General features: G+C 57.5%; 25 protein-coding genes and 1 pseudogene. 12 read left to right on the top strand and 14 right to left on the bottom strand.

Translation table 11 applies throughout. The annotated features are described in order from the left end of the window. The first annotated feature begins 16 nt into the window (after positions 1-16). The 8 genes and pseudogenes from AC5JQH_RS01640 to AC5JQH_RS01605 all read left to right on the top strand — a co-directional run bounded on the left by AC5JQH_RS01640 (position 17) and on the right by AC5JQH_RS01605 (position 9,722). On the top strand, positions 17-1,222 hold the full coding sequence (locus tag AC5JQH_RS01640) for an efflux RND transporter periplasmic adaptor subunit (RefSeq protein ID WP_008174693.1): 1,206 nt from the start codon (positions 17-19) through the stop codon (positions 1,220-1,222). 98 nt (positions 1,223-1,320) lie between these two features. Further along, positions 1,321-3,069, top strand: a complete 1,749-nt coding sequence (locus tag AC5JQH_RS01635) for an N-acyl-D-amino-acid deacylase family protein (RefSeq protein WP_008174695.1) — start codon at positions 1,321-1,323, stop codon at positions 3,067-3,069. Between the two features lie 20 nt (positions 3,070-3,089). Next, positions 3,090-3,695, top strand: coding sequence for a DUF2238 domain-containing protein (locus AC5JQH_RS01630; RefSeq protein WP_008174699.1), 606 nt, complete (start codon positions 3,090-3,092; stop codon positions 3,693-3,695). Positions 3,696-3,746: 51 nt separating this feature from the next. Then, positions 3,747-4,861: pseudogene (locus tag AC5JQH_RS01625) on the top strand (SLC13 family permease). Between the two features lie 203 nt (positions 4,862-5,064). Then, positions 5,065-5,865 (top strand): C39 family peptidase, encoded by an 801-nt coding sequence (locus AC5JQH_RS01620; RefSeq protein WP_008174701.1) that lies wholly within the window; start codon positions 5,065-5,067, stop codon positions 5,863-5,865. A 54-nt stretch (positions 5,866-5,919) separates the two neighbouring features. Further along, complete coding sequence (locus AC5JQH_RS01615; RefSeq protein ID WP_008174703.1) at positions 5,920-6,930, top strand: hypothetical protein; 1,011 nt, start codon at positions 5,920-5,922, stop codon at positions 6,928-6,930. A 38-nt stretch (positions 6,931-6,968) separates the two neighbouring features. Then, positions 6,969-8,594: an OmpP1/FadL family transporter gene (locus AC5JQH_RS01610; protein ID WP_008174705.1), complete on the top strand. Its 1,626-nt coding sequence runs from the start codon at positions 6,969-6,971 to the stop codon at positions 8,592-8,594. 63 nt (positions 8,595-8,657) lie between these two features. Continuing rightward, positions 8,658-9,722 (top strand): MalM family protein, encoded by a 1,065-nt coding sequence (locus AC5JQH_RS01605; RefSeq protein ID WP_008174708.1) that lies wholly within the window; start codon positions 8,658-8,660, stop codon positions 9,720-9,722. 4 nt (positions 9,723-9,726) lie between these two features. Here AC5JQH_RS01605 and AC5JQH_RS01600 read toward each other — a convergent pair whose 3' ends face one another. The 3 genes from AC5JQH_RS01600 to AC5JQH_RS01590 are packed head-to-tail and all read right to left on the bottom strand — an operon-like array spanning position 9,727 to position 12,142. Continuing rightward, on the bottom strand, positions 9,727-10,758 hold the full coding sequence (locus AC5JQH_RS01600; protein WP_008174710.1) for a polysaccharide deacetylase family protein: 1,032 nt from the start codon (positions 10,756-10,758) through the stop codon (positions 9,727-9,729). 45 nt (positions 10,759-10,803) lie between these two features. Further along, on the bottom strand, positions 10,804-11,469 hold the full coding sequence (locus tag AC5JQH_RS01595) for a DNA-J related domain-containing protein (protein WP_008174712.1): 666 nt from the start codon (positions 11,467-11,469) through the stop codon (positions 10,804-10,806). A 28-nt stretch (positions 11,470-11,497) separates the two neighbouring features. Next, the gene (locus AC5JQH_RS01590; RefSeq protein ID WP_273017581.1) at positions 11,498-12,142 is read right to left on the bottom strand and encodes a TetR/AcrR family transcriptional regulator; all 645 of its coding nucleotides are present in this window, start codon (positions 12,140-12,142) and stop codon (positions 11,498-11,500) included. Between the two features lie 72 nt (positions 12,143-12,214). On the opposite strand from AC5JQH_RS01590, the gene ttcA reads away from it, so the two are divergent. Further along, positions 12,215-13,129, top strand: a complete 915-nt coding sequence (ttcA, locus tag AC5JQH_RS01585; protein WP_493805206.1) for a tRNA 2-thiocytidine(32) synthetase TtcA — start codon at positions 12,215-12,217, stop codon at positions 13,127-13,129. A gap of 4 nt (positions 13,130-13,133) precedes the next feature. Here ttcA and AC5JQH_RS01580 read toward each other — a convergent pair whose 3' ends face one another. The 9 genes from AC5JQH_RS01580 to ccoN all read right to left on the bottom strand — a co-directional run bounded on the left by AC5JQH_RS01580 (position 13,134) and on the right by ccoN (position 21,825). Beyond that, positions 13,134-13,823 (bottom strand): sulfite exporter TauE/SafE family protein, encoded by a 690-nt coding sequence (locus tag AC5JQH_RS01580; protein WP_491713469.1) that lies wholly within the window; start codon positions 13,821-13,823, stop codon positions 13,134-13,136. Continuing rightward, complete coding sequence (ccoS, locus tag AC5JQH_RS01575; protein WP_039882065.1) at positions 13,820-14,080, bottom strand: cbb3-type cytochrome oxidase assembly protein CcoS; 261 nt, start codon at positions 14,078-14,080, stop codon at positions 13,820-13,822. The genes AC5JQH_RS01580 and ccoS overlap by 4 nt, the downstream gene beginning before the upstream one ends. 37 nt (positions 14,081-14,117) lie before the next feature. After that, positions 14,118-16,565, bottom strand: coding sequence for a heavy metal translocating P-type ATPase (locus tag AC5JQH_RS01570; RefSeq protein WP_273017583.1), 2,448 nt, complete (start codon positions 16,563-16,565; stop codon positions 14,118-14,120). Next, positions 16,562-17,077 (bottom strand): FixH family protein, encoded by a 516-nt coding sequence (locus tag AC5JQH_RS01565; protein WP_008174725.1) that lies wholly within the window; start codon positions 17,075-17,077, stop codon positions 16,562-16,564. The genes AC5JQH_RS01570 and AC5JQH_RS01565 overlap by 4 nt, the downstream gene beginning before the upstream one ends. A gap of 44 nt (positions 17,078-17,121) precedes the next feature. Next, positions 17,122-18,564: a cytochrome c oxidase accessory protein CcoG gene (ccoG, locus tag AC5JQH_RS01560; protein ID WP_008174726.1), complete on the bottom strand. Its 1,443-nt coding sequence runs from the start codon at positions 18,562-18,564 to the stop codon at positions 17,122-17,124. Positions 18,565-18,694: 130 nt separating this feature from the next. Further along, a complete protein-coding gene (ccoP, locus tag AC5JQH_RS01555; RefSeq protein WP_273070455.1) occupies positions 18,695-19,585 on the bottom strand; it encodes a cytochrome-c oxidase, cbb3-type subunit III in 891 nt (296 codons plus the stop codon). After that, positions 19,582-19,767, bottom strand: coding sequence for a CcoQ/FixQ family Cbb3-type cytochrome c oxidase assembly chaperone (locus AC5JQH_RS01550; protein ID WP_008174730.1), 186 nt, complete (start codon positions 19,765-19,767; stop codon positions 19,582-19,584). The genes ccoP and AC5JQH_RS01550 overlap by 4 nt, the downstream gene beginning before the upstream one ends. 3 nt (positions 19,768-19,770) lie before the next feature. Continuing rightward, positions 19,771-20,379: a cytochrome-c oxidase, cbb3-type subunit II gene (gene ccoO, locus AC5JQH_RS01545; protein ID WP_092029819.1), complete on the bottom strand. Its 609-nt coding sequence runs from the start codon at positions 20,377-20,379 to the stop codon at positions 19,771-19,773. A 15-nt stretch (positions 20,380-20,394) separates the two neighbouring features. Beyond that, positions 20,395-21,825: a cytochrome-c oxidase, cbb3-type subunit I gene (gene ccoN / locus AC5JQH_RS01540; RefSeq protein ID WP_008174734.1), complete on the bottom strand. Its 1,431-nt coding sequence runs from the start codon at positions 21,823-21,825 to the stop codon at positions 20,395-20,397. Between the two features lie 220 nt (positions 21,826-22,045). Here ccoN and AC5JQH_RS01535 point away from each other — a divergent pair, with 220 nt between their 5' ends. Further along, positions 22,046-22,693, top strand: a complete 648-nt coding sequence (locus AC5JQH_RS01535; protein WP_008174736.1) for an alpha/beta family hydrolase — start codon at positions 22,046-22,048, stop codon at positions 22,691-22,693. Positions 22,694-22,696: 3 nt separating this feature from the next. On the opposite strand, the gene AC5JQH_RS01530 is transcribed toward AC5JQH_RS01535, so the two are convergent. Then, the gene (locus AC5JQH_RS01530) at positions 22,697-24,538 is read right to left on the bottom strand and encodes a sensor domain-containing diguanylate cyclase (protein WP_288365399.1); all 1,842 of its coding nucleotides are present in this window, start codon (positions 24,536-24,538) and stop codon (positions 22,697-22,699) included. 113 nt (positions 24,539-24,651) lie between these two features. Between AC5JQH_RS01530 and rlmM the strand changes: the two genes are divergently transcribed. Beyond that, positions 24,652-25,728 carry a 23S rRNA (cytidine(2498)-2'-O)-methyltransferase RlmM gene (gene rlmM, locus AC5JQH_RS01525; RefSeq protein WP_008174740.1) on the top strand — a complete coding sequence of 359 codons (1,077 nt, stop codon included), beginning with the start codon at positions 24,652-24,654 and terminating at the stop codon, positions 25,726-25,728. Here the strand turns inward: rlmM and AC5JQH_RS01520 are convergent. Continuing rightward, positions 25,725-26,015, bottom strand: a complete 291-nt coding sequence (locus AC5JQH_RS01520) for an antibiotic biosynthesis monooxygenase family protein (protein ID WP_008174741.1) — start codon at positions 26,013-26,015, stop codon at positions 25,725-25,727. The two genes, rlmM and AC5JQH_RS01520, sit on opposite strands and share 4 nt — an antisense overlap. Positions 26,016-26,101: 86 nt before the next feature. Here AC5JQH_RS01520 and tusA point away from each other — a divergent pair, with 86 nt between their 5' ends. Beyond that, a complete protein-coding gene (gene tusA, locus AC5JQH_RS01515; RefSeq protein ID WP_008174742.1) occupies positions 26,102-26,341 on the top strand; it encodes a sulfurtransferase TusA in 240 nt (79 codons plus the stop codon). Positions 26,342-26,343: the final 2 nt, after the last annotated feature.

Genomic DNA, 26,343 nt, shown 5'->3' with positions numbered 1-26,343 from the left:
GGAGTGAACTGAGGTTATGGCGAAAAAAGGGTTTGCCGGAAAATGGTTGTTCTGGGGGGTGTTCGTAATGCTCGCCAGTGTTGCAGTTGTGGTCACGATCCGACCCGATCCGGTCTGGGTGGATCTGGCGCCGGTAACCCGTGGCCCCATGGAAATCACTATCAAGGAGGAGGGCAAAACGCGGGTGCGTGACCGATACGTGGTTTCATCACCGGTTGCCGGCTATCTGCACAGGGTATTGCTGGAAGTGGGGGATCCGGTGATTCCGGGAGAGCTGCTGACGGAGGTTGACCCCATGCCTGCCAGCACCCTTGATGCCCGAAGTCGGGCCGAAGCGGAGGCCAAGGTGCAGTCGGCCCGCTCGGCGCTGAACTCCACTCGTCAAAAAGTGGCGGCGGCCGAGGCTGAAGCAGACCTCGCCGTGCGTGAGCTGGCCCGCCTCCAGGCACTCAGTGATGATCGTTTTGTTTCCGACGAGCGTTTGCAGCAGGCCCGGGCCACTGCGGCCAGAACCCAGGCCATTCTGCGTTCCGCGCGCTTTGACGAAGAAGTGATGGCCCACGAACTGGCAGCGGCCCGAACGCGCCTTGAGGTGTCTGCCGCGCGTGCGAACGGCGATGGAGCGGTTGAACGTGTGCCGGTCAGGTCCCCTGTAAACGGCTCTGTTTTGGGAATTGTTCGAAAAAGCGAGGGTGTGATTCAGGCCGGTGAAGCCATTCTGGAACTGGGGGATCCCGGGGCGCTTGAGGTGGTTGTGGATGTATTGAGTTTTGATGCCGTGAATCTCCAACCCGGTATGGTGACGCGCCTCACCGGGTGGGGTGGCGGCACCCTGGACGCTACGGTCCGGCGCGTTGAGCCGGTTGGATTCGAGGACGTGTCGGCCCTGGGTGTGGAAGAAAGGCGGGTACAGGTAGTTGCGGATATCACCAGTCCTGCTGATGCCTGGCAAAGCCTGGGGGACGGCTATCGGGTAGACGCCGAGTTTCTGCTCTGGCGTTCCGACAATGTCCTTCAGGTTCCGGAATCCGCCATCTTTGTCACTGATGGGCAGCACCAGGTATTCCGCGTTGTCGATGACATTGCGGTTCTGACAGACGTGTCGGTCGGTCGCACAAACGGATTTCATACAGTTATCCAGGAAGGATTGACTGAGGCAGACAACGTCGTCCGACACCCGGATCGTCAGCTTGAAGACGGCAGCCGTATCCGTCTTCGTTAATGGCCTGCATTGCACGGTCCGCCGGCTAAAATGAGAGGACATATCACGTTTGGCTGGCTAGACTGACGGCACATAAAAACAAAAAGGAGACTGGCACGGTGAACCAGTTCGATACGCTTATTCTCGGCGGCCGCTACTTTGACGGTACCGGCGGCCCCTCACGCATCGCCCATGTTGGCATCAAAGATGGGCGGGTTGCCGAAGTCTTTGACCAGCAGCCCGAACCCGGCCTTGCGACGCGCACGATTGACGCCAGCGGTTGCTGGGTAACGCCGGGATTTCTCGATACCCATACCCATTACGATGCCGAGTTGCTGGTAGCGCCGTCCCTGTCTGAATCCGTGCGTCACGGTGTCACCACGGTGCTGATCGGCAGTTGTTCCCTGAGCATGGTCTGTTCCGATCCGGAGGACGCCTCGGATATTTTTACCCGGGTGGAAACGGTCCCGAGGGAAAAAGTGCTGCCCATTCTGAAGCAGCACAAGTCCTGGCAGACACCAAAAGCGTGGGTGGCGTTCATGGACCAGCATCCACTGGGGCCCAATGTCATCAGCTTTCTCGGCCACAGTGATCTGAGAACTGCCGTTATGGGGCTGCATCGCGCCACCGACCGGGGCGTGACTCCGACATCAGAAGAGCAAAGACAAATGGAAGCCCTCCTTGAGGAGGCTCTGCAGGAGGGCTTTCTCGGTCTTTCCACCATGTGCCTGAAATGGGACAAGGTGGATGGTGACCGGGAGTGGTCCAAGAGTCTGCCGAGCACCTACGCCCGATGGCGTGAGGTCAGCCGCCTGAATGCTCTTTTGCGCCGATACGGACGGGTGCATCAGGGCGCGCCCAATGCGGCCAATCCTCTGCAGGTAACCCAGTACCTGAAAGAGACCCTGGGTTGGTTGAGAAAGCCCCTGAAAACAACTCTGATTGCCATGATCGATCTGAAAGGCAATCCCACGGTCAAACCCATGGCCAGCCTTGTGGGGTGGCTGGCCAACAGCTTTGGCGGCAACTTCCGCTGGCAGCTCCTGCCAACGCCGTTCACGGTCTATGCCGATGGTATGGATATCGTACTGTTTGAAGAATTCGGCGCCGGTGAAATGGCCCTCGATATCCGCGATCAGCTTGAGCGCAACGAGCTTCTGAAGGACGAACAGTACCGACGGAAATTCAGGAAATTCTATAAGGAAAAGCTCTCGCCCCGGGTATGGCAGAGGGATTTCGGCGATGCCGTTATTCTCGACTGCCCGGATAAAAGCGTGGTTGGCCGCAACTTTGCTGAGCTGGCGGCCGACCGTGGCATCCATGTGGTCGATTTCTTTCTCGACATGGTGGTTGCCCATGGCCGTTCACTGCGCTGGTTCACCACGGTAGGCAACCACAGAAAGGATCGGCTCCGGAAAATGGTCACCAATCCCGGTGCCCTGATCACCTTTTCCGATGCCGGCGCCCACATCCGTAATATGGCCTTCTACAATCTGCCTCTGCGGTTTCTCAAGCTGGTTTACGAAAGCCATGTGGAGAGTGAGCCGGTCATGTCGCTGGAACGTGCCGTACATCGACTGACCGGCGAACAGGCAGACTGGCTTGGTGTTGATGCCGGTCATATCAGGAAAGGTGACCGGGCGGATATAACGGTACTGGACCCCCGTGGCCTTGATCAGGATCTGGAACAGGTTGAGTGGGCCGAGATGGAAAACTTCGGACTGGAGAGAATGGTCAACCGGGTGCCTGGTTGTATCAGAGAGGTGCTGATCAACGGCCGACCCGCGGTAACGGATGGTGAGGTTGAAGCTGCCCTGGGCCGGGAGCCTGGCTATGGCCACTTCCTGCGCGCCGGTGCGTCTGGATAACCACGTACAAAAGGAAACCTATGAACCTGCGATTTGCGCCCGCCGTCTGGGTGGTGGTCTTTCTTGCAGTCTTTGTCTGGTCTGCCATCGGACCCAGGGATCGGGCCACCTGGGCGCTGGAAGTCCTGCCCGCTGTCATTGGTTTTGTGCTGGTTGTCTGGTGTTTCTTCCGTTATCCCCTGACGCCTCTTGTCTATTTCCTGATTCTGGTCCACGCCGTCATCCTGATGGTTGGAGGGCACTATACCTACGCGGAAGTACCTTTGTTCGACTGGTTTCGGGACTGGTTTGACTGGGAGCGCAATAACTACGACAAGCTTGGCCACCTGGCACAGGGGTTTATACCGGCAATCATTGCCAGGGAAGTGGTCATTCGCTTCGACGTGTTCTCCAGTCGCCGCTGGGCGGCGTTTTTCATCGTCTGTTTCTGTCTGGCGCTAAGCGCCTTTTACGAGCTGATTGAATGGTGGGTGGCCTTGCTCAGTGACGAAGCGGCCGAGGCCTTTCTGGGCACACAGGGCTACGTCTGGGATACCCAGTCGGATATGGCCTGGGCCTTGTCCGGCGCCATTCTGGCTCTTATCCTGCTCGGGCGTTTTCATGATCGCCAGCTTCAGGCGCTCTGACGTTTCGCCCGCCTGCTGATGTTGAATGTCTGAATGATGGAATAGAACTGTATGTCCGAAGAGCTCAACGCTGACAAACAGGCCGAGGGGCTGCCCCGCAGCCAGGTCATTGGACTGATCCTCGGGGCTGCCTTTCTGCTGGCAACCATCATACTCCCACCTCCGGAAACCATGGCCGCGGAAGCCTGGGCGGCGCTGGGGTTGATGCTGCTGATGGCTACCTGGTGGTCTACCGAAGCCATTCCGATTCCCGCCACTGCCTTGCTGCCAATCGTGCTGGTTCCCGCGCTCGGGCTCGGGACGGTTGGTGAAGCCACCGAGCCCTATGCCAATCCGATCATTTTCCTGTTCCTGGGGGGGGGCTTCACACTCGGGCTTGCGATGCAGCGATGGAACCTGCATCGCCGGATCGCCCTGATGACGCTGAAGGCCGTTGGCAGTAAACCCCGGCGGCAGATTGCCGGGTTCATGTTGGCAACCGCGTTTTTGAGCATGTGGGTCAGCAATACTGCAACAGCCATCATGATGCTGCCGATTGGTCTGTCGGTGGTGGCGATGATGAACAGCAATGACAATCCCGAGGGCATTCGGCGTTACGCCACGGCCCTCCTTTTGGCTATCGCCTATTCCGCCAGTATCGGTGGTATTGCCACACTTATCGGCACACCGCCAAATGCCTTGCTGGCGGCCTACCTGAGCGAAAACCAGGGTATTTCTGTGGGCTTTGCCCAATGGATGTTGCTGGGGGTTCCAGTGACGGTTGTCATGCTGGCCCTGGCCTGGTGGTGGCTGACCCGGCGCGACTTCGGGCTGGGCATGGCCGGCGCCCTGCCAACCCTTGTCATGATTGTTCTGGTGGCGGGTATCATCATCTTTCTGACCGAAGTTACCAGCAATACCGCAACCGCGGCGGCGTTTCTGCCGTTGCTGGGGCGCTGGCCCTGAGTCAGGGCGTGTCACCGTTACTACTCACTGTGCCTGCCGCCATCGCGGCCAGCTGTGCCTTCATGATGCCGGTGGCCACGCCACCCAATGCCATCGTGTTCTCCAGTGGTCACATGCAGATCAGCGACATGATCAGAGCCGGGTTTGCTCTCAATCTGATGGGCATTGTCGTGGTAACTGCCCTGAGCTACCTGTTACTCGGCGTGGTCTTTACCTTTTGAACGGCAGGCCCGGCAACCGGGCCTGCTTCCCGATTCCCATCCATGTCATGAAACAGTTCTCAAATCCCCTTCCTAAGGCCCCTCCTGCAGCGACAGATTTGAGGCACAGTTATCTTTAAGGGCGCAGGCTTTTCGGTATCTTACCGTAACAACATGTAACCCGCTTAATAACGTGGCCAATAAAAACAGGGACTTCGTCTGACATGCTGCTGGTGCTCGCTGGATCCATTCTTACATTCACCATGGTGCAGGAAGCGACCGTGGTGGAGCCTTTTGAGAAGGGCCAGATCGTCATTGAGCAGGATGTGGATTCCAGTCCTGTTGAATTGCGCTCCGACGTCAGGGTGGAGCCTCTGGTTGAACAGAAGTTCCGGAATATCGTGCGTCAGGCCTATGACTACAGCTGTGGAAGCGCGGCGCTGACCACCGTGCTGAACTTCTACCTGGGTCGGACCCTGTCGGAACGTCAGGTCATGGAGGGGCTGCTTCATTACGGCGAAAGCGAACGTATCGTGGAACGTCGCGCCTTTTCCATGCTGGATATGAAGCGACTGGTGACAGCGCTCGGTTATCCCTCAGGCGGCTTCCGGGCAACGATTGATGACCTCAAGGATCTTGATCACCCGGCGATCGTGCCCATCCATCACGCGGGTTTCAAACACTTCGTGGTGTTGAGGACGATTCGCGACGGGCGTGCCTATCTGGCAGACCCCTCGTTAGGGAATATCTCCTTCACGCTGGCTCAGTTCGAGGAAAAGTGGGACGACAATGTGCTCTTCATTGTCTTCCCGGGCAGCGATAAGCCACTGGACAACCTCGAGCTGAAGGAAGAAGACCTTCGCTTTGTGGATGACCAGACAATGACCCTTCTGGCGCTGGAAAGGATACCGGCGTTTCACGAGTCCACCCAGCGGCGGATCCAGAATCTGCTGGAACGCCAGAAAAACAATCCCGACGGCAGTGTAGAAAACACCCGAAAGCAGTTGCACTACCGTCGTAACTAATTCGCCGGGTAATCCCCGGGGCAGGAACACTACAAATAAAATAAGGGAGTCAGGATGAATCGTTGGTTTGTGCGAGGTTTTATCCTTGTTTCCACGGCAGGTCTGCTTCCGGGCATGGCCCTGGCGCAGGAAGGGAGTGTGGACCAGGCGCGGGAAGCGCTGGCCAAGCAGGAAGGAGACGAGGACGCTTCACAACAGCTTGAAGAGGTGTTCCAGGCTGCAGAGAAGAACTATTCGCTGCAGAAGAAGGGTTCCCATTCATTGAATTATTCGTTCGACTATTCCTACACGGCAGACCAGCGGCTGGATCTGGCCATCACCAATGGATCAGTGAGAAACCTGGACGTGGTGCCGTCGGCAACCCACAGCTTCACCAATTCCTTTTCCTACGATTACGGCCTGTTGGACAACCTGACGGTGGGTACCCGTATTCCGCTGGTCGTCAAATACGACACTCAGGACGAGCTGAATATCTATGATTTTGGCGATATTTCTTTTACCGGGCGCTGGCAGCCATTTGCCTACGTTCCAGGCAAGATGTCGACCACCTTGTTCGGAACCCTCTCCACAAAGACCGGCGTCAGCCCCTACGAGATAGACATCAACGAGCAGCTGTCCACCGGCAGTGGCTACTATTCCATCGGGGGTGGAGCGAGCCTGTCCAAGGTCCTGGATCCGGTGGTGGTGTTCGGCTCAGTGAGCGCCACCTATAACTTGCCGGCTGAAGATCTGCAGCAGGTGCGTGGTGCACGTCTTCTGGAAGAGGTGGACCCTGGCTTCGGGCTCTCCGGGTCCGCCGGTTTCGCCTACTCCCTGTCCTACGACATTTCTCTCAGCATCTCGGCCCAGCTCAGCTACAGCGACGAAACCGTCCTGACCTTCACGAATGGCGACCAGGCCGTCGCCCAGGACCAGATGACGGGGTTTATGAGCATGTCTCTGGGGACCCGTATCAGTGATACCACCATTGTAAACACGAGTTTGGGTATCGGTCTTACCGAGGATGCCCCGGACTTCTCCCTGGGGGTCTCCCTGCCCATTAACTTCTCCGGTCTCAAAGAGTGATTGGTGTCGTTGACGATCTACGGGAAGGGAAGGATTTCATGGGACAGAGAAACCACAACCGTCAGATTCTCGCGGCACTGGTTGCCACGACCCTTTCTTGCGGTGCCCAGGCCCAGCTGGCGCAGAACCTGACCATTCATCCCAAGGCACTGGCACTTGGCAACGCCGTGACCGCCGATCCGCCCGGGATCATGGCGATTCACTACAATCCTGCTGGCCTGACCAAACTGGACGGGCGTCAGCTGGAAGTGAATCTGATGAGCGTCTATCTGGACATTGACGCGGATTTCACGGCACCGGAAGGCTATGAGATTTTCGGTATCGACGGCCTTGAAACGGATCCACTGACCGGAAAGCAGCGGGACCCGGTTGCCAATACCCGCAGCCATACCAACAACGTGGCCCTGTATCTGCCGGGTTACGGTATTCTCCGCGCGCCCCCGGGACCGGCCCTGGCGCCGTCAGCAGGTATCAGTATCAACCCGCCGGGCTCCAAACTGACCTTCGGGAATGCCTTTTACCTGCCGTTGGCAGCCGGTTTCTACCGTGATAAGGATGACCCTGGCCGTTACCAGCCCCAGGCCACGGCGCTGCAGCGCACGACTTATCTCTCACCCACGGTCGGTTATGAAATCAATGACGACTGGTCCGTGGGTGCCGGTATCCACCTGTCCCATATGGGAATCGCGGCAGACCAGTACATGCGGGCGCCCAACCTGCTGCTGGGGGTGGCTGAAGTTCTGCAGGACGCATTCAACTGCGAGAGTGGTGACGAGCCCCTGCAGCCCTGGCTAGCGCTTTGTGGCGGTAATGTCGGTCCCTGGGACGATATCGGTGCTCTGAGTATCAACGTTCAGGAAACCCTGTCACCCACCTATGCACTAGGGGTGATGTGGGAGCCAACTGATTGGTTCAGCTGGGGGGCGAGCTATACCTCTGAAGCTGAAATGAACATGAAGGGCACCTTCGAAATCCAGTACACCGATGACTGGTCCGGCTTCTGGCAGAGCGTTAACGGATCGGTGCTGGGTGCGATTACCTCGGCGATCCTGAGTCTTCCGTCCGGTGCGCCCAAGGAATCCGGCAACGTCAGTATGGATCTGGTGTATCCCCAGCACTTCCAGACTGGTATCAGTGTTGACGTGCATCCGAAACTGACCCTCAACGCCGACATTGGCTGGACCGATTACAAACAGTGGGACGCCTTTGTTTTCCGGTTTGATCGTAATCTGGAGTTTCTCAATGCGGCCCGGATCCTGTCGCCGGACAATGCCACGCCGAATACCCTGAGGTTGCCCCTGGGTTTCAAGAGCCAGTGGAACTGGGCGTTTGGCATGGAGTTTCATGCGTCTTCCCGTCTGGACCTGCGTGCTGGCGTGGAAATACGGGATTCGGTTATCCCGGATGATCAGCGACAGGTTATGGCGCCATTTGGTGGGGCAAACCTCTACAGCATCGGTATGGGGTACCAGTGGGATAAGGACACCGAAATTGACATGAATCTCAGTTATCTTCATTCGGTGGAGTCGATTCCCGCGGACACCAGCTGTAATCTGAACTGCGACAACATCACCAACATTATCTACAACCCCTATGCAGGCCTGGATGTCAAAACCTCGCTACGGGTTGTGATGGCGGGCCTCAGTTTCCGGACCAAGTTCTGAGTGGTGCCATTGACCAGAGGGTAGTCATTCGCAGTGATTAACGGCTCTTTACGGAAATCAGCCTTGTGCCTTTCTCTGGCAGCAGTTCTCGGAGGCTGCCAGATTGGCGGGTCTACGGTGTCGGAACGGGAAGGTTATTTCACGTGGGTAGACGAGCAGGGCAGGGTTCGATACTCACCGATAACCGGAGCCGAGCAGAAAGACTTGAATCGTGAGTCTGCAGAGGTAGTTGAAGAGGTAGCTATAGAGGTAGCTGAAGAGCAGCGCGATCCGGAATCCGAGAAACACCCGGTGCAGTCAGATAGTGGGGCGAGCCCGGAGTCAGGGCCGCAGGAAAACACCGAGTACACACTCGAAAACTACCCGGATGCCGGCGAGCTTGAAAAAGATGGCTACGTTCGGCCGGGGGAGCGGCAACCCTATTTCACCTGGCGAGACGCCGAGGGCAATGTCCGGGTCAGCTATTACCGGCCGGACATCCGCTCTGATCTTGAGAAAGGGCTGGTGGAGCCACCCGTTCAGATCACCGAAGCCAGCGTTTACCATTCAGGTCCCGATGGTGCAGGCCAGGCTCCGGTAGAGGGCTATGATCCGGACGCCTTTGCCATCCTGGGCATTGAGGCTTCAACAGACGATTTCTTTGCCCGGTTTTCAGCGACCTGTTGCGATTCCATGGATGCCGCCAGTCGACAAGGGTGGCAATCGGGACGGGAGTTTGGCGTTACCCTCTCGGATCGTTCAGCTACATATCCGTTTCTTACCGGAACCAGCCCCTATCAACTGATTGCACTTCCGGACGCGGATAAGCACGGCAGTCTTGTCATACGCCTGCGCTCCTATGCCAAAGACGGGGTGGTGGTGCCCTCCCTGGTGTTTCTCGATGAGAAGATGGCGCCGTTAAGACTGGTAACAGACCTGGTTATGGATTTTACCCCCGAGAACTGGCACCGGCGCGGCTATCTGGAAGCATGGGTTCCTGCTTTTCCGGGCCAGGGAGAGCGTTGGCTTGTCCTGTTTACCCGAGAGCAGGACCTGGAGGGCCAGACCGTTATAGAGACCCGTGCCGGCCCCGAGAAAATTCCTCACATCAGGCACGGTGAAATTGGCCTGATGCAGGTGGAGGGGTGAGGGTTCAGTCTTCAGGTTTGCTCAGGTCCAGCCACTGCTGGGATAGCCAGTAGTAACTGCCATCGCCCGCAGGGTGGGTGCAGTTGTAGCGGAATCGCCGGCTATTGAAGGCCTCAGGGGCCTTTACTTCCACATTGCCATCAGTCACGTCAAAGTCGATACGTCCCTGACCGGAGGCAAAGCAGGTCAACCGGTTGGCATCAATGGGTTCAACCAGCGGGAAAACCAGGGTGGGCGGATTCTCCGAGATCACCCCGTCCGGCAGCTCGCCGGTATCAACAGGGAAGGCTTTGCTGCGAAGTTTGTTCTCAAGGCTCCCCAACTGGCCGTAGGCGTTTGCCATCGGAAAACGCGGCAATCGGGTTTTCTCGGTTTGTTGGCCGATGGCGCCGGATTGCTGGCCAAAACCGTACCAGCCCCGCTCGGCCACTTTGCGCTCCAGTGCTTCGTCAAACTCGCCGTAAGGGTACGCAAACATGGGTGCAGGCGCCTTCAATTCCCTGGAGAGGGTCCCCTGGGCTGAGTCGAGACTGCTGGTAACCCTGGCTTGCCAGTCACTCTGACTTTCGTTCGGTTTACGGGCAAGATGCCCATGGTCAGCGCTGTGGTTGGCAATGGTTACGCCCGGTCGTTCGGCCAACTCCCGAATCTGATCCCAGGCCATGTAGCCGGTTCGGCCAACGGCTTCCGTATTTACAAAAATCGTGTAGGGGTAGGCCTTTTCGGCCAGCAGTGGAGCCGCCGTATGGTAGACGGAGTCGTAGGCGTCATCAAAGGTAATGGCGATGTGATTACCTTGCCCATCGGTACCGGCCAGCGTTGTTTCGGTGCCTTGCTGTAGATCCACAACGTCCAGCTCCAGATCCGAGATCATGTTCAGCTGGCCCTCGAAAAGAGACACAGACGTGCTGGTAGCGGGCGGCGTTGAATCACTGACATGATGATACTGCAGGACAACGAGGTCAGCGCGGGCTGAGATGGCGGTCGCCGTAATCGCGACGAGAAGGGAAAGTTTCAGGAATGCTGTGAGCGGCATATCGTCTCCTGTATTTATCGGCCCTGGCCAGATCGAAAAGGCCGGTCAGATGCTGTGACGGAAGTGGGCTTTCAGTACCGCAAAGGCCTGATTGAGATGCTGAATGGTTTCGGTCTTGCCGCCGCGGTCCGGGTGAGCGTGCATGACCGCCCGGCGGAATCGCTGTTTGACCGTTGGAAAGTCTGTAGGGACAGCCTGAAATCCCAGTACTTCGGCGGCTTCCCTGGCTTCGGATTGCGCCGGTGCCTGGCCTGGAGCACCTGCCCAGAAATCATTCACCATCTGTTGAATGGCTTCCTCCGGCAGACGGTACTGGGAAAGATCCAGATAGAATTGACGAAGTGTGTCGACACTGTCCGGAACCCCTTCGCCACCGACCACCGACTGTGACTCGATCCGGATGCTCAAGGGCGAAATTTTCAGGCTCTCGCCGGTTTCGGATAACTGGTCACGAAGACGGTAGAGCACGTGAAACAACAGAAAATGCACCGGATAGAGTTTTTCCGGTTCGCTGAAAACAACCTGTCCAAGCAGTTCCCAGGGCGGTCTCTGAAGCGCCTTGATCAGCGATAATTCATTCAAGCCCGCCGGTGCCGATCTGAGTTCGTGCTCAACGGCCACCAGCAGGTGCTGAATCTGCTGCTCCAGGCAGTCATCATCATCCACAGTCCTGGGATGAGAAGCATTGATGGGAGAATGGCTGTCTGTCATAGGACTCATGTTAGGGCACTGCGGCCCATCAGGGAAGTGCGGCCACCTGCGGAAGTCCACCCATGAACAGGGCGGTGGAGAACCGGGTCGCCGTTAACGCTTCCGCATCCGCCGACTCCGGGTTGCTGTGGGCGCGCCTTGCCAGCGTCAGGCTGGTCTCGTAGGCGACGCCGAAAAAAGCGGCGCACAGGTACTCGTACTCAATCCGGGGAAGAAGCCCGCGTTCCATCGCCTCGCGAACATCTTCTTCCAGAGATAACATGGCCAGGCCGAGAATATCCGAACCGAACAGTTCCCGAAGTGCCCGGTCATTGCGGTGAGCGAGTTCATACACCAGCGGATCCCGGGCGGTCGCGGTATAGAGGGCCAGGTAGGCGTAGTGGATGAAATCCTCAGGATTGTCGGCTGCCCGCCGCTGTTGGCTGAGATTGTTGTTCAGATTGGTCAGGAAGTCGGTAAGCAAAGCCGCGAAAATATCCTGCTTGCTTGAGAAATAATTGTAGAAGGTGCCGGCTGCAAGACCCGTTCGCCGAACGATGTCGCGGATGGTTGAGTTTTCGTACCCCCGCTCGCGAAAACACTCCCGGGCGGCATGCAGGATTGCCCTGCGGTTCCGGATACGGTTCTGTTCCCGTTTGCCTGCGATCTCTTCACCCGATTGCAACATATCCATGTCGGTATCCTGTCCCTGAATCCATGTGACGCGTATAATCCCACGTCCACTTGCCTTATGAACGTAGTTGGTATGTCCGAAGCAATGATCGCCAGTTCCGAACAGTCTATCAACCCAGAGCGGGAGCGCCGCCAGAAACTGGAATTGAACAAGCTGCAGAAACGTCTGCGCCGCGAAGTCGGGCAGGCGATTGCCGATTTCTCGATGATTGAAGCCGGCGACAAAGTCATGTGCTGCCTCAGCGGCGGCAAAGACTCTTACGCACTGCTCGATATTCTGCTCAACCTGCAGAAGAGCGCCCCGGTTTCGTTTGAGCTGATTGCCGTCAACCTTGATCAGAAACAGCCCGGCTTTCCGGAAGAGGTGTTGCCCGAATATCTGTCCTCCATGGGTATCGAGTATCACATCATCGAGAAGGACACCTACAGCATTGTTAAGGAAAAAGTGCCGGAAGGGAAGACGACCTGCGGCCTGTGTAGCCGTCTACGCCGGGGAATTCTCTATAATTTCGCGGAAGAGCATGGGGTTACCAAGATTGCCCTGGGCCACCACCGGGACGACCTGTTGGAAACCCTGTTCCTGAACATGTTCTACGGCGGCAAGCTGAAGTCCATGCCTCCGGTGCTGCACAGTGACGATGGCCGCAACACGGTTATCCGGCCGCTGGCCTACAGCCGGGAAAAAGATATCGCCCGCTACGCGGGTCTCCGCGAATTCCCCATCATCCCCTGCAACCTGTGTGGTTCTCAGGAGAATCTCCAGCGCCAGGTGATCAAGGATATGTTCCAGAGCTTGGACAAGCAGCATCCCGGACGGTTGGAAACCATGTTCCGGGCCATGTGCAATGTGGAACCCTCGCACCTGGCGGATACCAATCTCTACGATTTCAAGGAAGGCAAGCGCCTCGGTGGCAAGCGCCAGGCCGTACAGACGGCTGAACCCGAGACCGCAACTGACTTCGGTCGCCTGGATGTCCTGAATATCTAGCCGGCTAGTGTCCGGCCAGATGCAGGAAAGGCAGTGTCCAGAGTCCGAACAGGATAAGCAGGCCGCCGGTCACCTTCCGGAACAGTTGATGGCTCTGTAAACCCCGGATCCAGTCGGCCGCGAAACCCGTGGCCAACATGGAGGGAAGCGTGCCGAGCCCGAAAAACAGCATGGTCAGCGCGGCCGAGCCCACTGTCGGTTGCAATGCTGCCCAACCGAGCGTGCTGTATACCAGTCCGCAGGGCAGCCAGCCCCAGAGCGCTCCAAGAGCAAGTGCCTGTCCGCCGTGATTCACGGGCAGGAAGCGGCGGATCAGCGGGGAGAGGCGCGCCCAGATTGGAGCACCCACCCGCTCAACGTAGCGAATTCCCTGCCACCACTGGCCCATGGACAAACCCATGAAGATCAACAGCAGCCCTGCCAGGGTCCGAAGCACCAGGCCGGCAGAGGCCCACTGGCTGGCGGCCGAGGTACTGGCCAGCGCAACCAGTGTTGCGATCAGGACATAGCTGCCGATGCGCCCGAAGTTGAAGGCCAGAAGCATTACCGTTTGCCGGAACCGGAACCCCCGGCCCACAGGCAGGGCCATGGAGAGGGAAGCGCTGATGCCGCCGCACATGCCGAGGCAGTGCGTGCTGCCTAGCAATCCGATCAGGAAGGCGCTCGGGTAACTGAGGTAGAGTTCCGGATTCATCCTTTTTGGGACTTATCCTCACCCGTATCAGCGGTATCGCTGACTTCAGCTGTTTGCTCCGGGGTTGGCTCCCCGGCAGCCGGTTTGTCGGTGCGAGCGTCGTCCGGGATCATATCCTTGTCGTCATCGTAAAGTATCCGATGCGCCGGGCCTTCGAGATCATCGTACTGACCGTTCTTGACCGACCATGTGAACAGGGCGACGCCTACCGCCACCAGTATGAGCATCACCGGGACCAGAAACATGACGATTTGCACGGTGCAACCTCGCAGAAAAGATTAGAAGTTCACGGTATCAGGACAACGCCTGGGCGCCAACCGCGAGATTGTCCTGACTCTTCCGGCTCGGTGCCTTGCCAAGCCGCAGCGCATTCAGAACGACCACCAGAGAGCTGAGAGACATGCCAATTGCTGCCAGCCAGGGTGGGACCATTCCGGCCGCGGCCAGGGGAAGCGCCAGCACATTGTATATGAGAGCCCACCATAGATTCTGGCGGATGATGCGCTGGGTCTGGCGACTGGTTTTAAGGGCTTCGACCAATTGCAGCAATTGACCATTCAGCAGTACTGCATCAGCTTTCAGTTGGGTCAGGTCGGCAGCCGTGCCCATGGCCACCGAAATTCCGGCGCCAGCCATAGAGGGCAGATCGTTCAGACCGTCGCCCACCATCATGATGTGCCGGCCCTCGGCTTGCAGCTTCTCCAGCACAGCCAGTTTATCTTCTGGGGAGGCTTGTCCGATAGCCTCGTCAATGCCCAGTATGTCTGCCACCTGGTTTACATGCCCGGAACGGTCGCCACTGAGGAGCAGGGTGCGAATGCCGGAATCCTGAAGAGCTTTGATGGCTGCCCGGGCATCGTCACGGGGCTGGTCGTCGAGCCTGAAACAGGCCAGCCACTCGTGGTCAGAGGCCAGCCAGATTTCCATACCCTGATGCGGATCCTTTTGTGGCGCTGGCGCGGTGGTATGTTGTTCGACAAACCCCCTGTGGCCGATGAACAGCTGCAGGTCTCCCAGCCGGCCTGAAAGCCCACCGCCAATGTGATTTTCCACATGTTCGACCGCAGCAGTGGTTCGACGGTGAAATACTTTGGCTATGGGGTGCTCGGAGTATTTCTCCAGGCCCGCGGCAAGCTTGAGGCAAGTCTGCTCATCCATGCTGCCAACGATTGTGGTGCCGGCCAGGCTGAGCTCGCCCCGTGTGAGTGTCCCGGTTTTATCGAAGACCACGGTGTCAATCGTGTTCATTGATTCAAGGGTATGCCCCCGAGTCGGGAGAAAACCAAGCCGCCGGAGCCTGACTGTTGCCGAGGTAATGGCAGTCGGTGTCGCCAAGGAGAGCGCGCAGGGACACGTCACCACCAGAACAGAAAGTGTGATGTCGAAGGCGTTGTCGGCACCGGCCAGCCACCAGCCTATCCAGACAACTGGTGCCAGAATCAGAACCCGCCCGACGAATTTGCCGGCCATCCGGTCCGCCATCATGGCCACGCGGGGTTTTTCCGACTGCACGCGGTCCAGTACTCGTAGAATGCCTGAAAGCCGAGTCTGGGCACCGGCTTTAACCACCCTGACATCGAGCGGATTCTCCCCGTTCACGCTGCCGGCGTGGACAGTATCCCCGGGATGGCGGGTTTCAGGGAGGTATTCCCCGGTTAAGGCTGCTTCGTTCAGGGTTGATTCTCCCCGCACAATCTCGCCATCGACGGGCAGGGTTTCGCCGGGGCGCACACGAACGATATCGCCTGGCCGGATCTTATGGGCAGGGATAATGTCGGTAGTATCGCCCTGGACCAGTGTGGCGACGGTCGGCTGAAACCCTGCAAGCGCATTGCCTGTCAGGCCTGCCCGGTAGCGGGCCTGAACTTCAATGTAGCGCCCGAGCAGGAGGAAAAAGGTGAACATGCAAACGGACTCAAAGTACACTTCCTCGCCGCCAAAGACGGTTACCCACGCGCTGGCGAGGTAGGCGAGTCCGATGGCAATGGCAACCGGCACATCCATGGTCAGATGCCGGCTGCGGATATCCCGTTGGGCATTGCGGAAAAAAGGTGCAGCGCTGAAGAGCACCACGGGGGTAGCGACCAGAAGGCTGAACCAGCGAAAGAAGCTGACGAACTCGGGCGACAGCTCGCTGACCAGTTCGAAATAAAGGGGAAACGCCAGCATCATGCTCTGGAACGAACCGATTCCGGCAATGGCGAGGCGGATGAGCATGGACCGATGCTCGGCCTTGAGCGCCTGTTCCGCCTCGTCTGCCTGGTAGGGGCGGGCGGTGTAGCCGAGCTCGTGGATCGCGATCAGCAGGTCACTCAGCCGAGCCTGATCCGGGGACCAGACCAGTCGCGCACGTTGAGTGGTATGGTTTACCGAGAAGGAGTCAACACCGGGCTGCTGCTTCATATGGTTTTCAAGCAGCCAGATACAGGCGGCACAGGTGATGCCACCAATCAGCAGTTGCGCTTCCTGTGCGCCTTTCACCGGTGCAACAAACGACTCCTGAACCAGAGGGTGATCAAGCTCTCTGATTCGGTTCAGTTCCGCCGGGGTCAGCTGCTTTGGGGTAACGGCCGGTTTGGTCCGGAAATCATAGAACCCGGCGAGACCCTCGCTGCGAATGGTCTGGCACACCGCTTTGCAGCCCTGGCAGCAGAAGTGACGGGTAGAACCTTCGAGCTCGAGGGTGATGGGCGGCTCACCGTCCGCTGGCTCACCGCAGTGAAAGCAATCCAGCCTGGTCAACCTTGGGCAGACCCCCCGGCCTTGACTGTAATTCCGTCTTCAGCTGGCAGCCAGGCTTCGCCTTTTAATCGCCACTCGTTAGCTGGACCCCGTAGATCGTAGTACCAGCGGCCGTCTATGTCATTGAGGAGCTTACCGGCAAAGCGCCCTGGAGCGATTTGCTGGAATTGAACAGTGCGATCCTTGTCGGAAAGCGTTGGATGGAACAGGTTCAGGATCAGATACGGGAAATCCGCCGGACCCTCAACGGTGTTCAGGTTGACGGTGATATTTTTGCTCTGGAAATCAATCTGGGCCTCCATACCGAGATCTTCCGCCTTCTGGTCTCTTGCTATGGACATGTTAATTCCGCGCCCTTCTTTGGACCAGTCGTCGGTGACCATCGCATTTTCTGTGCTGACAGCGATAGTGATGGCAACGGCGCAGTAAATGATGGACGCCCCCGGAAAAATCAGCAGGAACCAGAACCAGGGTTGGCGGTACCAGGGTGCTACGGGTGTTTCAGTAGTCATAAATCAATGTCTCATTCAAACGGTCAGTGCTGCACGATCGACGATCAGCGCGTTGGACCGACAAATCGGCTTTCAGTTTCAAGGCTCAGCGAAGAATCGGTCTCGGATTGTGCCCTGAACAGGATATCGTTATTGGATTCGGTGATGGATTCCGGCGGCACGTCGACTACGGTCGGCAGTGAGCGGTTTTCACCACTTTCAACGGTTACCGAAGTGTCCGTCAGGATCCGGATCCCCTCCAGGCCAGTCACTGACAGAGTGAAGGTTTGGGGAACTTCGGTCATGTTGGCGATTTTTAGGGTGTAGGAGTTCTCAATCCGCCCCTCGCCATTGAAACTGTAAAGAGCACCGCGATCCCGAAGAGCATCCATCTGGGCTGGCACACGGGTGGCGATGGTGAAGATAATCGCGGCAATCATCAGTGACAGCACCGCGCCATAACCGAAGGTTCTTGGTCGCAGGAGTTTGGAGGTCTTGCCTTCAAGTTCATTCTCCGTGGTGTAACGGATCAGCCCCCTCGGGTAATTCATCTTGTCCATGATCTCGTCACAGGCATCAATGCACAGCGCACAGCCGATACATTCGTACTGAAGGCCGTCCCGGATATCAATGCCCGTAGGACATACCTGAACACACTGGCCGCAGTCGATACAGTCGCCCAGACCGGCCTCGGCAGGATCCACGCCTTTTTTGCGGCCGCCCCTGGGCTCGCCACGATTCGGATCGTAGGAAACCACGCGAGTGTTGGGGTCAAACATCACCGACTGGAAGCGGGCATAGGGGCACATGTAAAGACACACCTGCTCTCGCATCCAGCCGGCGTTGAGGTAGGTGGCAACGGTGAAGAAGCCGACCCAGAAATAGGCCCAGCCGTTGGCCTGCAGGGTGAACAGATCCGCGATCAGCTCGCGAATCGGATAGAAATAGCCGACAAATGTCAGCCCGGTAGCCAGTGCGATCAGAAACCAGACCGTATGCTTGGCGGATTTTTTCGCGACTTTGTTTGCCGAGCTGGGCGCCTTGTCCAGTTTCATGCGCTTGTTGCGGCTGCCTTCAATGCGCTCCTCAACCCACATGAAGATGAAGGTCCAGACGGTCTGGGGGCAGGTGTAGCCACACCAGACCCTGCCAAACAGCGTGGTAATGAAAAACAGGCCAAAGGCACAGATAATCAGCATCCCCGAGAGCAGGATGAAATCTTTCGGGTAAAAGGTGGCCCCGTATAAATGGAACTCACGGGCGGGAAGGTCAAAATGAATGAGTGGTTGCCCGTCCAGGGTGAACCACACAAACGCAAAGTACATGCCCATCAGCAGCGTCAGGCTGACATTCCGGATGCGTTGGAAGAAGCCTTTGACTTCCTTGACGTAAATCTTCTTACGGCTGGCGTATAGCTCGACGGTTCCGGATTTATTGTTGTTGTCGGAGGGGTCAGAGGACGGGTCAGAGGACGGGTCAACCTGTTTGACCGGGATCTCACTGCTCATCGTTACCTCCAGGGAAATGGTAATGCGGGGCAACAGGCCGTTAGGCTGCTGATCTTTTCAACCCTGTGCCCGCGGCGCAGGCACAGGGTTGAAAAGACCGAGCCGGGGCTCTTCACCCCGGCCGGCTGACTCAGTTCGAGAGGCTGTAGACGTAAGCCGCGAGAATCTGAATCTGATCGTCTGAAAGCAGACGATCCTGTGCAGGCATCTGGTTCTGGCGGCCGTGCACGACGGTCTCCCTGATCCACTCGTAGGTTGAACCATAGAGCCAGGTGTTGTCCGTCAGGTTGGGGGCGCCCATGGCCTCCATGCCTTTGCCCTCGGGGCCATGACAGGCCACACAGGCCTGAGCGAAAACTTGTTCGCCTGCTTTGGCAGCTTCGGCGTCTTTTTCCCGACCGCTGAAGCTCAGAACATAGTTCACAACCTGATCCACCTGCTCGTTGGTCATGCCGGGCATGGTGCCCTTGGCCGGCATATTACCCATACGGCCATTGTGCAAGGTTTCCAGGATTGCTTCCGGTGTTCCGCCCCACAGCCAATCGTCGTCGGTCAGGTTGGGGAAGCCAACCTGGCCACGAGCGGCAGAGCCGTGGCAAACCGCACAGTTGTTGGCGAACAGACGCTGGCCTATTTTCATGGCATCGCTGTTTTCGGCCAGTTCGGGAACCGGAGTCTCACCGTACTGGGCGTATATCGGGCCGTATTTTTCCTCGGCCTCGGCGACCTCTGCTTCCCACTGATTAGTGGAAGTCCAGCCAAGCAGACCCTTATAGTTGCCCAGTCCCGGGTAGAGGGCCAGGTAACCGAGGGCGAAAACACAAGTGGCCAGGAACAGGTAAAACCACCACTTTGGCAGTGGGTTATCGTATTCCTCAATGCCATCAAAGGAATGGCCCATGGTGCGGTCGGTTTCGGTATCGGTTGTCTGGCTCTTGCGGGTTGCCCAAAGCAGCCACCAGCAGCCGAACACGGTACCGAGCACGATCACACTGATCCAGATGCTCCAAAAGGTACTCATTCTTTTTTCTCCGTTTTTTCCTGTTCGAGCGTACGCTTTTCCACGTCGTCATCGTCGAAGGGCAGGTGAGCTGCCTCGTCGTTGGCCTTCCTGCGGTGGGCGCTGTAGGCCCACCAGACGATTCCCAGGAAAACCGCCATTACCAGAAGTGTGTGAATGCCGCGTAACTCATTAATATCCATGGTTCACCGTCTGTCTGAAATCACAGTACCCAGCTGTTGCAGGTACGCGACCAGCGCTTCGATTTCGAATTTACCTTCCACCTGAGCGGCTGCTTCGGCAATCTGCTCGTCGGTGTAGGGCACGCCCAGAGTCTGAAGTGTCTCCAGCTTGGCAGCGGTCTTGCTGTGGTCGACCTTGTCTTCAAACAGCCAGGGGAATGCCGGCATGTTGGATTCAGGCACTACGCTGCGCGGGTCGTACAGATGCTGGCGCTGCCAGGCATCGGAGTAGCGTCCGCCAACACGGGCCAGATCCGGACCGGTGCGCTTGGAGCCCCACAGGAACGGGCGGTCATAAACAAACTCGCCCGCAACGGAGTAGTGGCCATACCGCTCGGTTTCCGCCCGGAACGGGCGGATCTGTTGGGTATGGCACACATGGCAGCCTTCGCGGATGTAGATGTCCCGGCCTTCCAGTTCGAGCGCTGACAGGGGCTCAAGCCCCTCTACCGGCTCGTTAACGTCTTTCTGGAAAAACAGAGGCACTACTTCGGCCAGAAAGCCGCCACTGATGGTCAGGATGATCAGTACGATCATCAGACCAATATTTTTTTCGACAATTTCGTGTTTCATCTGATCTCTCTCCCGTTACGCCGGCTGAGTTGCCGCGTTATCTTGCGCAACCGCATCTTTCTGACGCACGGTCATGTACACGTTGTAAGCCATGATCAGCATGCCTGACAGGAAGATGACGCCGCCGAGGAACCGGACGAAGTAGCCAGCGTAGGATGCCTCAAGAGATTCAACGAAGCTGTAGGTCAGCGTGCCGTCTTCGTTAACCGCACGCCACATCAGGCCCTGCATGATGCCGTTAACCCACATTGCAACGATGTACAGTACGGTGCCCACAGTGGCGAGCCAGAAGTGCACGTTGATCATCGCTGTGCTGTACATGCCCTGGAGTCCCCAAAGCTTCGGTACCAGGTGATAAACCGCGCCGATACTGATCATGGCTACCCAGCCCAGAGCACCGGAGTGAACGTGGCCGATGGTCCAGTCAGTGTTGTGGGAGAGTGCGTTCACGGTCTTGATGGACATCATCGGACCTTCGAAGGTGGACATGCCGTAGAACGACAGGGAAACCACCAGGAAGCGCAGAATCGGGTCAGTGCGCAGTTTGTGCCATGCGCCTGACAGAGTCATCATGCCGTTGATCATGCCACCCCAAGAAGGTGCGAGCAGAATCAGGGACATCACCATGCCGGCTGTCTGTGCCCAGTCCGGCAGGGCGGAGTAGTGCAGGTGGTGGCCGCCGGCCCATACATAGGTTGCGATCAGGGCCCAGAAGTGAACGATCGACAGGCGATAGGAGTAGACCGGACGATTGGCCTGCTTGGGAACGAAGTAGTACATCATGCCCAGGAAACCTGCGGTCAGGAAGAAGCCTACTGCGTTATGTCCATACCACCACTGCATCATGGCGTCGGTAACGCCCGCATAGGCAGAGTAGGACTTGAACGCACCGGCTGGCAGCGCCATGTTATTCCCGATATGAAGCACTGCAACGGTCAGGATAAAGGCGCCATAGAACCAGTTAGCCACATAGATATGCGGTGTGGCCCGTTTCATGATGGTTCCGAAGAACACCAGAGCGTACGTCACCCAGACGACCGCAATGGCGATATCGATCGGCCACTCCAGTTCGGCGTATTCCTTTGAAGTGGTAAGGCCCAATGGCAGGGTAATGGCTGCCGCGACAATGATCGCCGTCCAGCCCCAGAAAGTGAACGCAGCCAGGCTATCCGAAATCAGTCGAGCCTGGCACGTGCGCTGAACGACATAATAGGAGGTAGCAAACAGGGCACTTCCACCAAAGCCGAAAATAACGGCGTTGGTATGCAGCGGCCGGAGACGGCCGAAGTGGGTAAAGGGCAGGTCGAGGTTGAGGGACGGCCAGACCAGCTGTGCTGCGATCAGCACACCCAGCGCCATACCTACAATACCCCATACCACTGTCATGATGGCGAATTGTCTCACCACCTTGTAGTTGTATGTCAGGTTTGCATTTACTGTGCTCATAGCCTTACCAATGGGTTTAAAGTGGGGAAATATGCGGGCGCAAGTATGGAGAAACGATTAGCTGTTTGCAATGACTCAGGTCAACTCCTGACATCCGTCAAATGCGCCGAAATCAGCAACATGGCTTCCTTTTCAGTGCCGTTTTTGGAGTTGTTTCAGCGCAGGGAATGTGTGTTGCCTGAGTGCAATGATAGTCGCTTAATTGGATGAGGTGAATTCTGTGAAGTTGATTAAGACCAAAGGCTATGAAAGTAATCCGGAAGTTGTACTGATTCTGGCTCACGGCGCCGGGGCGCCGGCTGATTCTGCCTTTATGGAGGAGCTTTCTCTGGCCCTCAGCCGGGAAGGCATCGTAACCGTCCGTTTCGAATTCCCCTACATGCAGAAGCGACGAGCCGACGGCCGAAAGCGCCCGCCGGATCGGGAGCCGGCATTGCTTGAGCATTTCTCCAGTGTGGTTGATGCGGTTCGCGCCGAGCTTGGGGCGGAGTGCAAGGTTCTGGTGGGCGGCAAGTCCATGGGTGGGCGCATGGCAAGCATCCTGGCCAGCCAGCGCAATGGGATCGATGGCGTTACGTGCTTTGGCTACCCTTTCCACCCACCGGGTAAGCTGGACCGGTGGCGCACCGGCCACTTTCAGGAATTGAAATCGCCCATGCTGGTCCTGCAGGGAACAAGGGATCCATTTGGCAAGCCCGCCGAAATGGTCGGCCATGAAAAGGAGCTCGAAGCGATCCGGCTACACTGGCTGGAGGGTGGCAATCATGATTTCCAGCCGCTGAAAAGCCAACCTCATACCCAAAGCGAACTGGTCGCCGAAGCTGCCCGAGAAACCCGGGCCTTTATAAATCAGGAGCTGGTGACCTGACGGTTACTCCACTTCACTGGTCTCAGAGAGCAGGGCACGGTTGCGGCCCTCACTCTTTGCCCGGTACAGGGCTTCATCCGCTCGCTCAAATAGCTGGCTCTGATCTTCGCCGGGGCCAAGAGAGGCGATCCCGGCGCTCAGGGTCATTCTCACCTCGGTGCCGTCCGGCGCCAGTACCGGCGTGTTCGCAATGTCCGCAAGCAGTGCCGAGCAGACCTTTCGGGCTCCAGTGGCGCTGGTGCCTGGTAGCAAAAGCGCGAACTCCTCCCCGCCAAACCGGATCGCGACATCCCTGGGGCGTTTTACGTGGCGGGTCAGTATTTCGGCAATAAATTGAAGGCAGGTGTCCCCAAAACCGTGGCCCCAGGTATCGTTGATGTTCTTGAAATGGTCAGCGTCTACCAGGGCCAGTGTCAGTGGGTGTCCCGTGCGGCGGGCTTCCGCGCACAGCTCCGGGAAAATGTTGTCCAGATGCCTCCGGTTATGCAAGCCGGTGAGTGCGTCGTTGAGGCTCATGGTTGACAGTTTTCGATTTGCCTTCTCCAGTTCTCGCATGGTGTTTCGCAACTGGGCAGTGCGCTCGTGCACCTTGAATTCCAGCTCCGTCCTTGCACTGTGCTCCACGTCCAGCAGCTTCTGGCTGAGCAGGCGCCACCGCTGCACCATGGCATAGTTCAGCAGAATGACCTGTCCACCCACCGCCGATTGCATCAGGGCTTCCCGCGCCAGGAAGTCGGTCAGATAGCCGAAGGCCGCCAGGGCGTATATCAGGCCACCAACCAGCATGATCAACCAGGCCAGCAAATACCACATGGCAGGCTGATACCCTTGCTGCCATCGAATTGCTGCAATCATGAACAGGCTTGAAATGACAGTCAGCGCCAGGACGGTGTTAAGCAGAATCGTCTTGTTGTAAGGCAGGATCAGGGCCAGGGCCAGAAATCCGATGCAAAACCAGGCCTGACCCTTGAGGACGGTCTCAGGGATTGTTCCTTTATCAATTTCCAGGAACGAGCGGCCAAAAAGTATCATGGCCAGGGCGCAAAGTGACAACGACAGGGGGATGGAGGTATTGGCAAAGCTGGCGTTGTCCGGCCAGAAATACTGGTTGGCGAAGCCGCCCATGGCGAACAGGAAAAGCCCGAGCGCTGCCAGGTAAAAGGCGTTGTAGAAGTAATAGCCGGTTCCGGAGCTGAAGAAGAGCAGCAGGTTGAAGACGGCAAAGACCAGAAGCGCCCCGTAGAAGAGTCCGTGGGTAAGGGTCAGGTGATTGCTGCCTGAAATGACTTCGGCAGCCGTCTCGAAACTGAGTGGCACGTTCAGGGCGCCATTGCTGTGAACACGGAGGGTTAAAGAGCGGGTCTCACCGCCGTCCAGCGTGACGGGAAGCAGGAAATACCGGTAATCCACCGCCCGTGATGCAAAAGGTCGTTGATCTCCGGTAGCAATCGTCTCTGTAGTATCATTCGCCGTTTGCCAGAAAGTGACCTCGTCAAGCAGGGGGTAATTGAGCTTCAGATACCAGACAGCGCGCTCGGTCCCGGAATTCCTGACGTCCAGATGGACCCAGTACACGGAGCTGGTGTGACTGAAAACCAGGTCCCGCCCGTGTGCCGGTTTCCATTCAATATCGACGGGTAGCTGGTCCGGCGCCGTTGCGTCATGGCCGGGTGCGCCGGGAGGGGCGCTGTAATAACAGACGTATTGCATAAGGGATGCGCGGGCTGCACTATCGGTTGCCTCCAGGGTCGGGCATCCCGCCAGGACGGATCCGGTATCTGGCAGTGCCAAGGCCGGGATCAGCGATAGGCTGATAATGGCAATCAAGCGCAAAACGGACGACATTCAAGACTTCCCGCGGTTATCAGAGCGGGAAGTGTAGCCAGAGAAGACAATCTACGCTGTTAAACAGATTCAACTTTTACGGGTTGGTCTCCAGACCTTATTTCGGATAGTGCATGGAACAGATTCTCGTGTTTTGTCGGCCCGGCTTTGAAACCGAAGCCGGCCGTGAAATAACCGACTCCGCCGCGGAACGGGGTATCTTCGGCTATTTCGAGCCTGTTAAAGATCAGGGGCTGGTGCGTTTCTACCCGGCTGCGCCTGAAACTCCGGATGATCTGATGGCGCGCGTCGCCCTCGATGATCTGGTTTTCGTCCGTGACTGGATGGTGGTGCTGGGGGAATTCAGTCTCCCGGAAGCGGACCGTGTTGGTGCCGTAATAGAAGGGCTCAGGGGCCTCGGGCGCGGTTACCCCGGTTGCGCGCGGCTGGAAGTCCGGTTGCCGGAAAATAACGCGGATGGTGATCTTGGTAACTTTGCCCGAAAGTGGGTATCGCCTCTCTCCCGTGGCTTGCGAGGAGCTGGCCTGCTCAAGGCCGACCAGAATGCTTCGGCCCCGGCCCGCCTCGAGGTGTTCCTGCCGGATTTCGCCTCGGTGGTTGTCGGTTTCAGTCTGGCGGATAACCGCGCCCGGTATGTCGGTGGTATACCGCGACTTCGGTTGCCAGCTTCAGCGCCCAGCCGGTCCGCCCTGAAACTTGAGGAAGCCTGGAAGGTCTTTCTACCACCTGATCAGGAACTGGACTACCTTGGTGGCGGCAAAAAAGCCGCTGATCTGGGAGCCGCCCCCGGAGGCTGGACCTGGCAGCTGGTGCACCAGGGCATGATGGTAACCGCTGTCGACAACGGCCCCATGAACCCTGAGCTGATGGCGTCGGGGCAGGTGGAGCATGTGGAAGCGGATGGCTACGGCTGGCGCCCCAAAAGGGGTATCGACTGGATGGTCTGCGATATTGTGGATCAGCCCCGGAAAACGGCGAAGCTGGCTGTAACCTGGCTCGGTGAGGGGCTTTGTCGTTACACGGTCTTCAATCTCAAGTTGCCGATGAAGAAACGGTACGATGAGTGGTTGATCTGTCGGGATATACTCGTGAATGGCCTGAGTGCGGCGGGCATCGGCTTTCGTCTTAAGGCCCGCCACTTGTATCATGACAGAGAGGAGATCACCTGCTTCATTGAGCGGACTGGCTAGAAGGCGCTTTGCTCGAGCACGGTGATGTGTTCTTCTTCGTCCATCATGGGGATGAGCTCCAGCATGAGCTCGCGGCGTTCATCGGAGTGAAACCAGCGGTCCCAATCCGCTTCGGATCGCCAATTGGCCAGGGTAAACCGGTGATTGGGGTCATGGCTGTCTGCCAGGGTTTCTCCGGAAATAAAGCCGGGCGCACTCACAGCCTGCTGCAGAACCTTACGGGAACGTTCTTCGTAAGCTGCTTCCAGGGTTTCAGCAATATGACGTTCAATCAGAACCCGGATCATGACAAACCTCCAAGTGTTTTAACTGTTATAAACAATAATTTAGCAGGTTTTTACGAAAAATCAGGTTCAATGACAGGAGATGTAGTGTGAGTGCAATCGAATACGATGCAGAGCTGGATGCCCGGGGCCTGTTCTGCCCGGAACCAGTCATGATGCTGCATAACCGTATTAACGATGTTCAACCCGGTGGCGTGTTGCGGGTTGTGGCCACCGACCCCTCTACCACCCGGGATATCCCGCGTTTCTGCCAGTTTCTCGGCCACGAACTCGTCCATCAGGCCGAATCCGACGATCTGTTCATCTACCTGATACGCAGGGGGGAGTAGCC

This window comes from Marinobacter sp. H13 (genome assembly GCF_059072335.1).
Note: the sequence above shows the minus strand (reverse complement) of the source record. Positions and strands in the feature narration are given on the sequence as shown.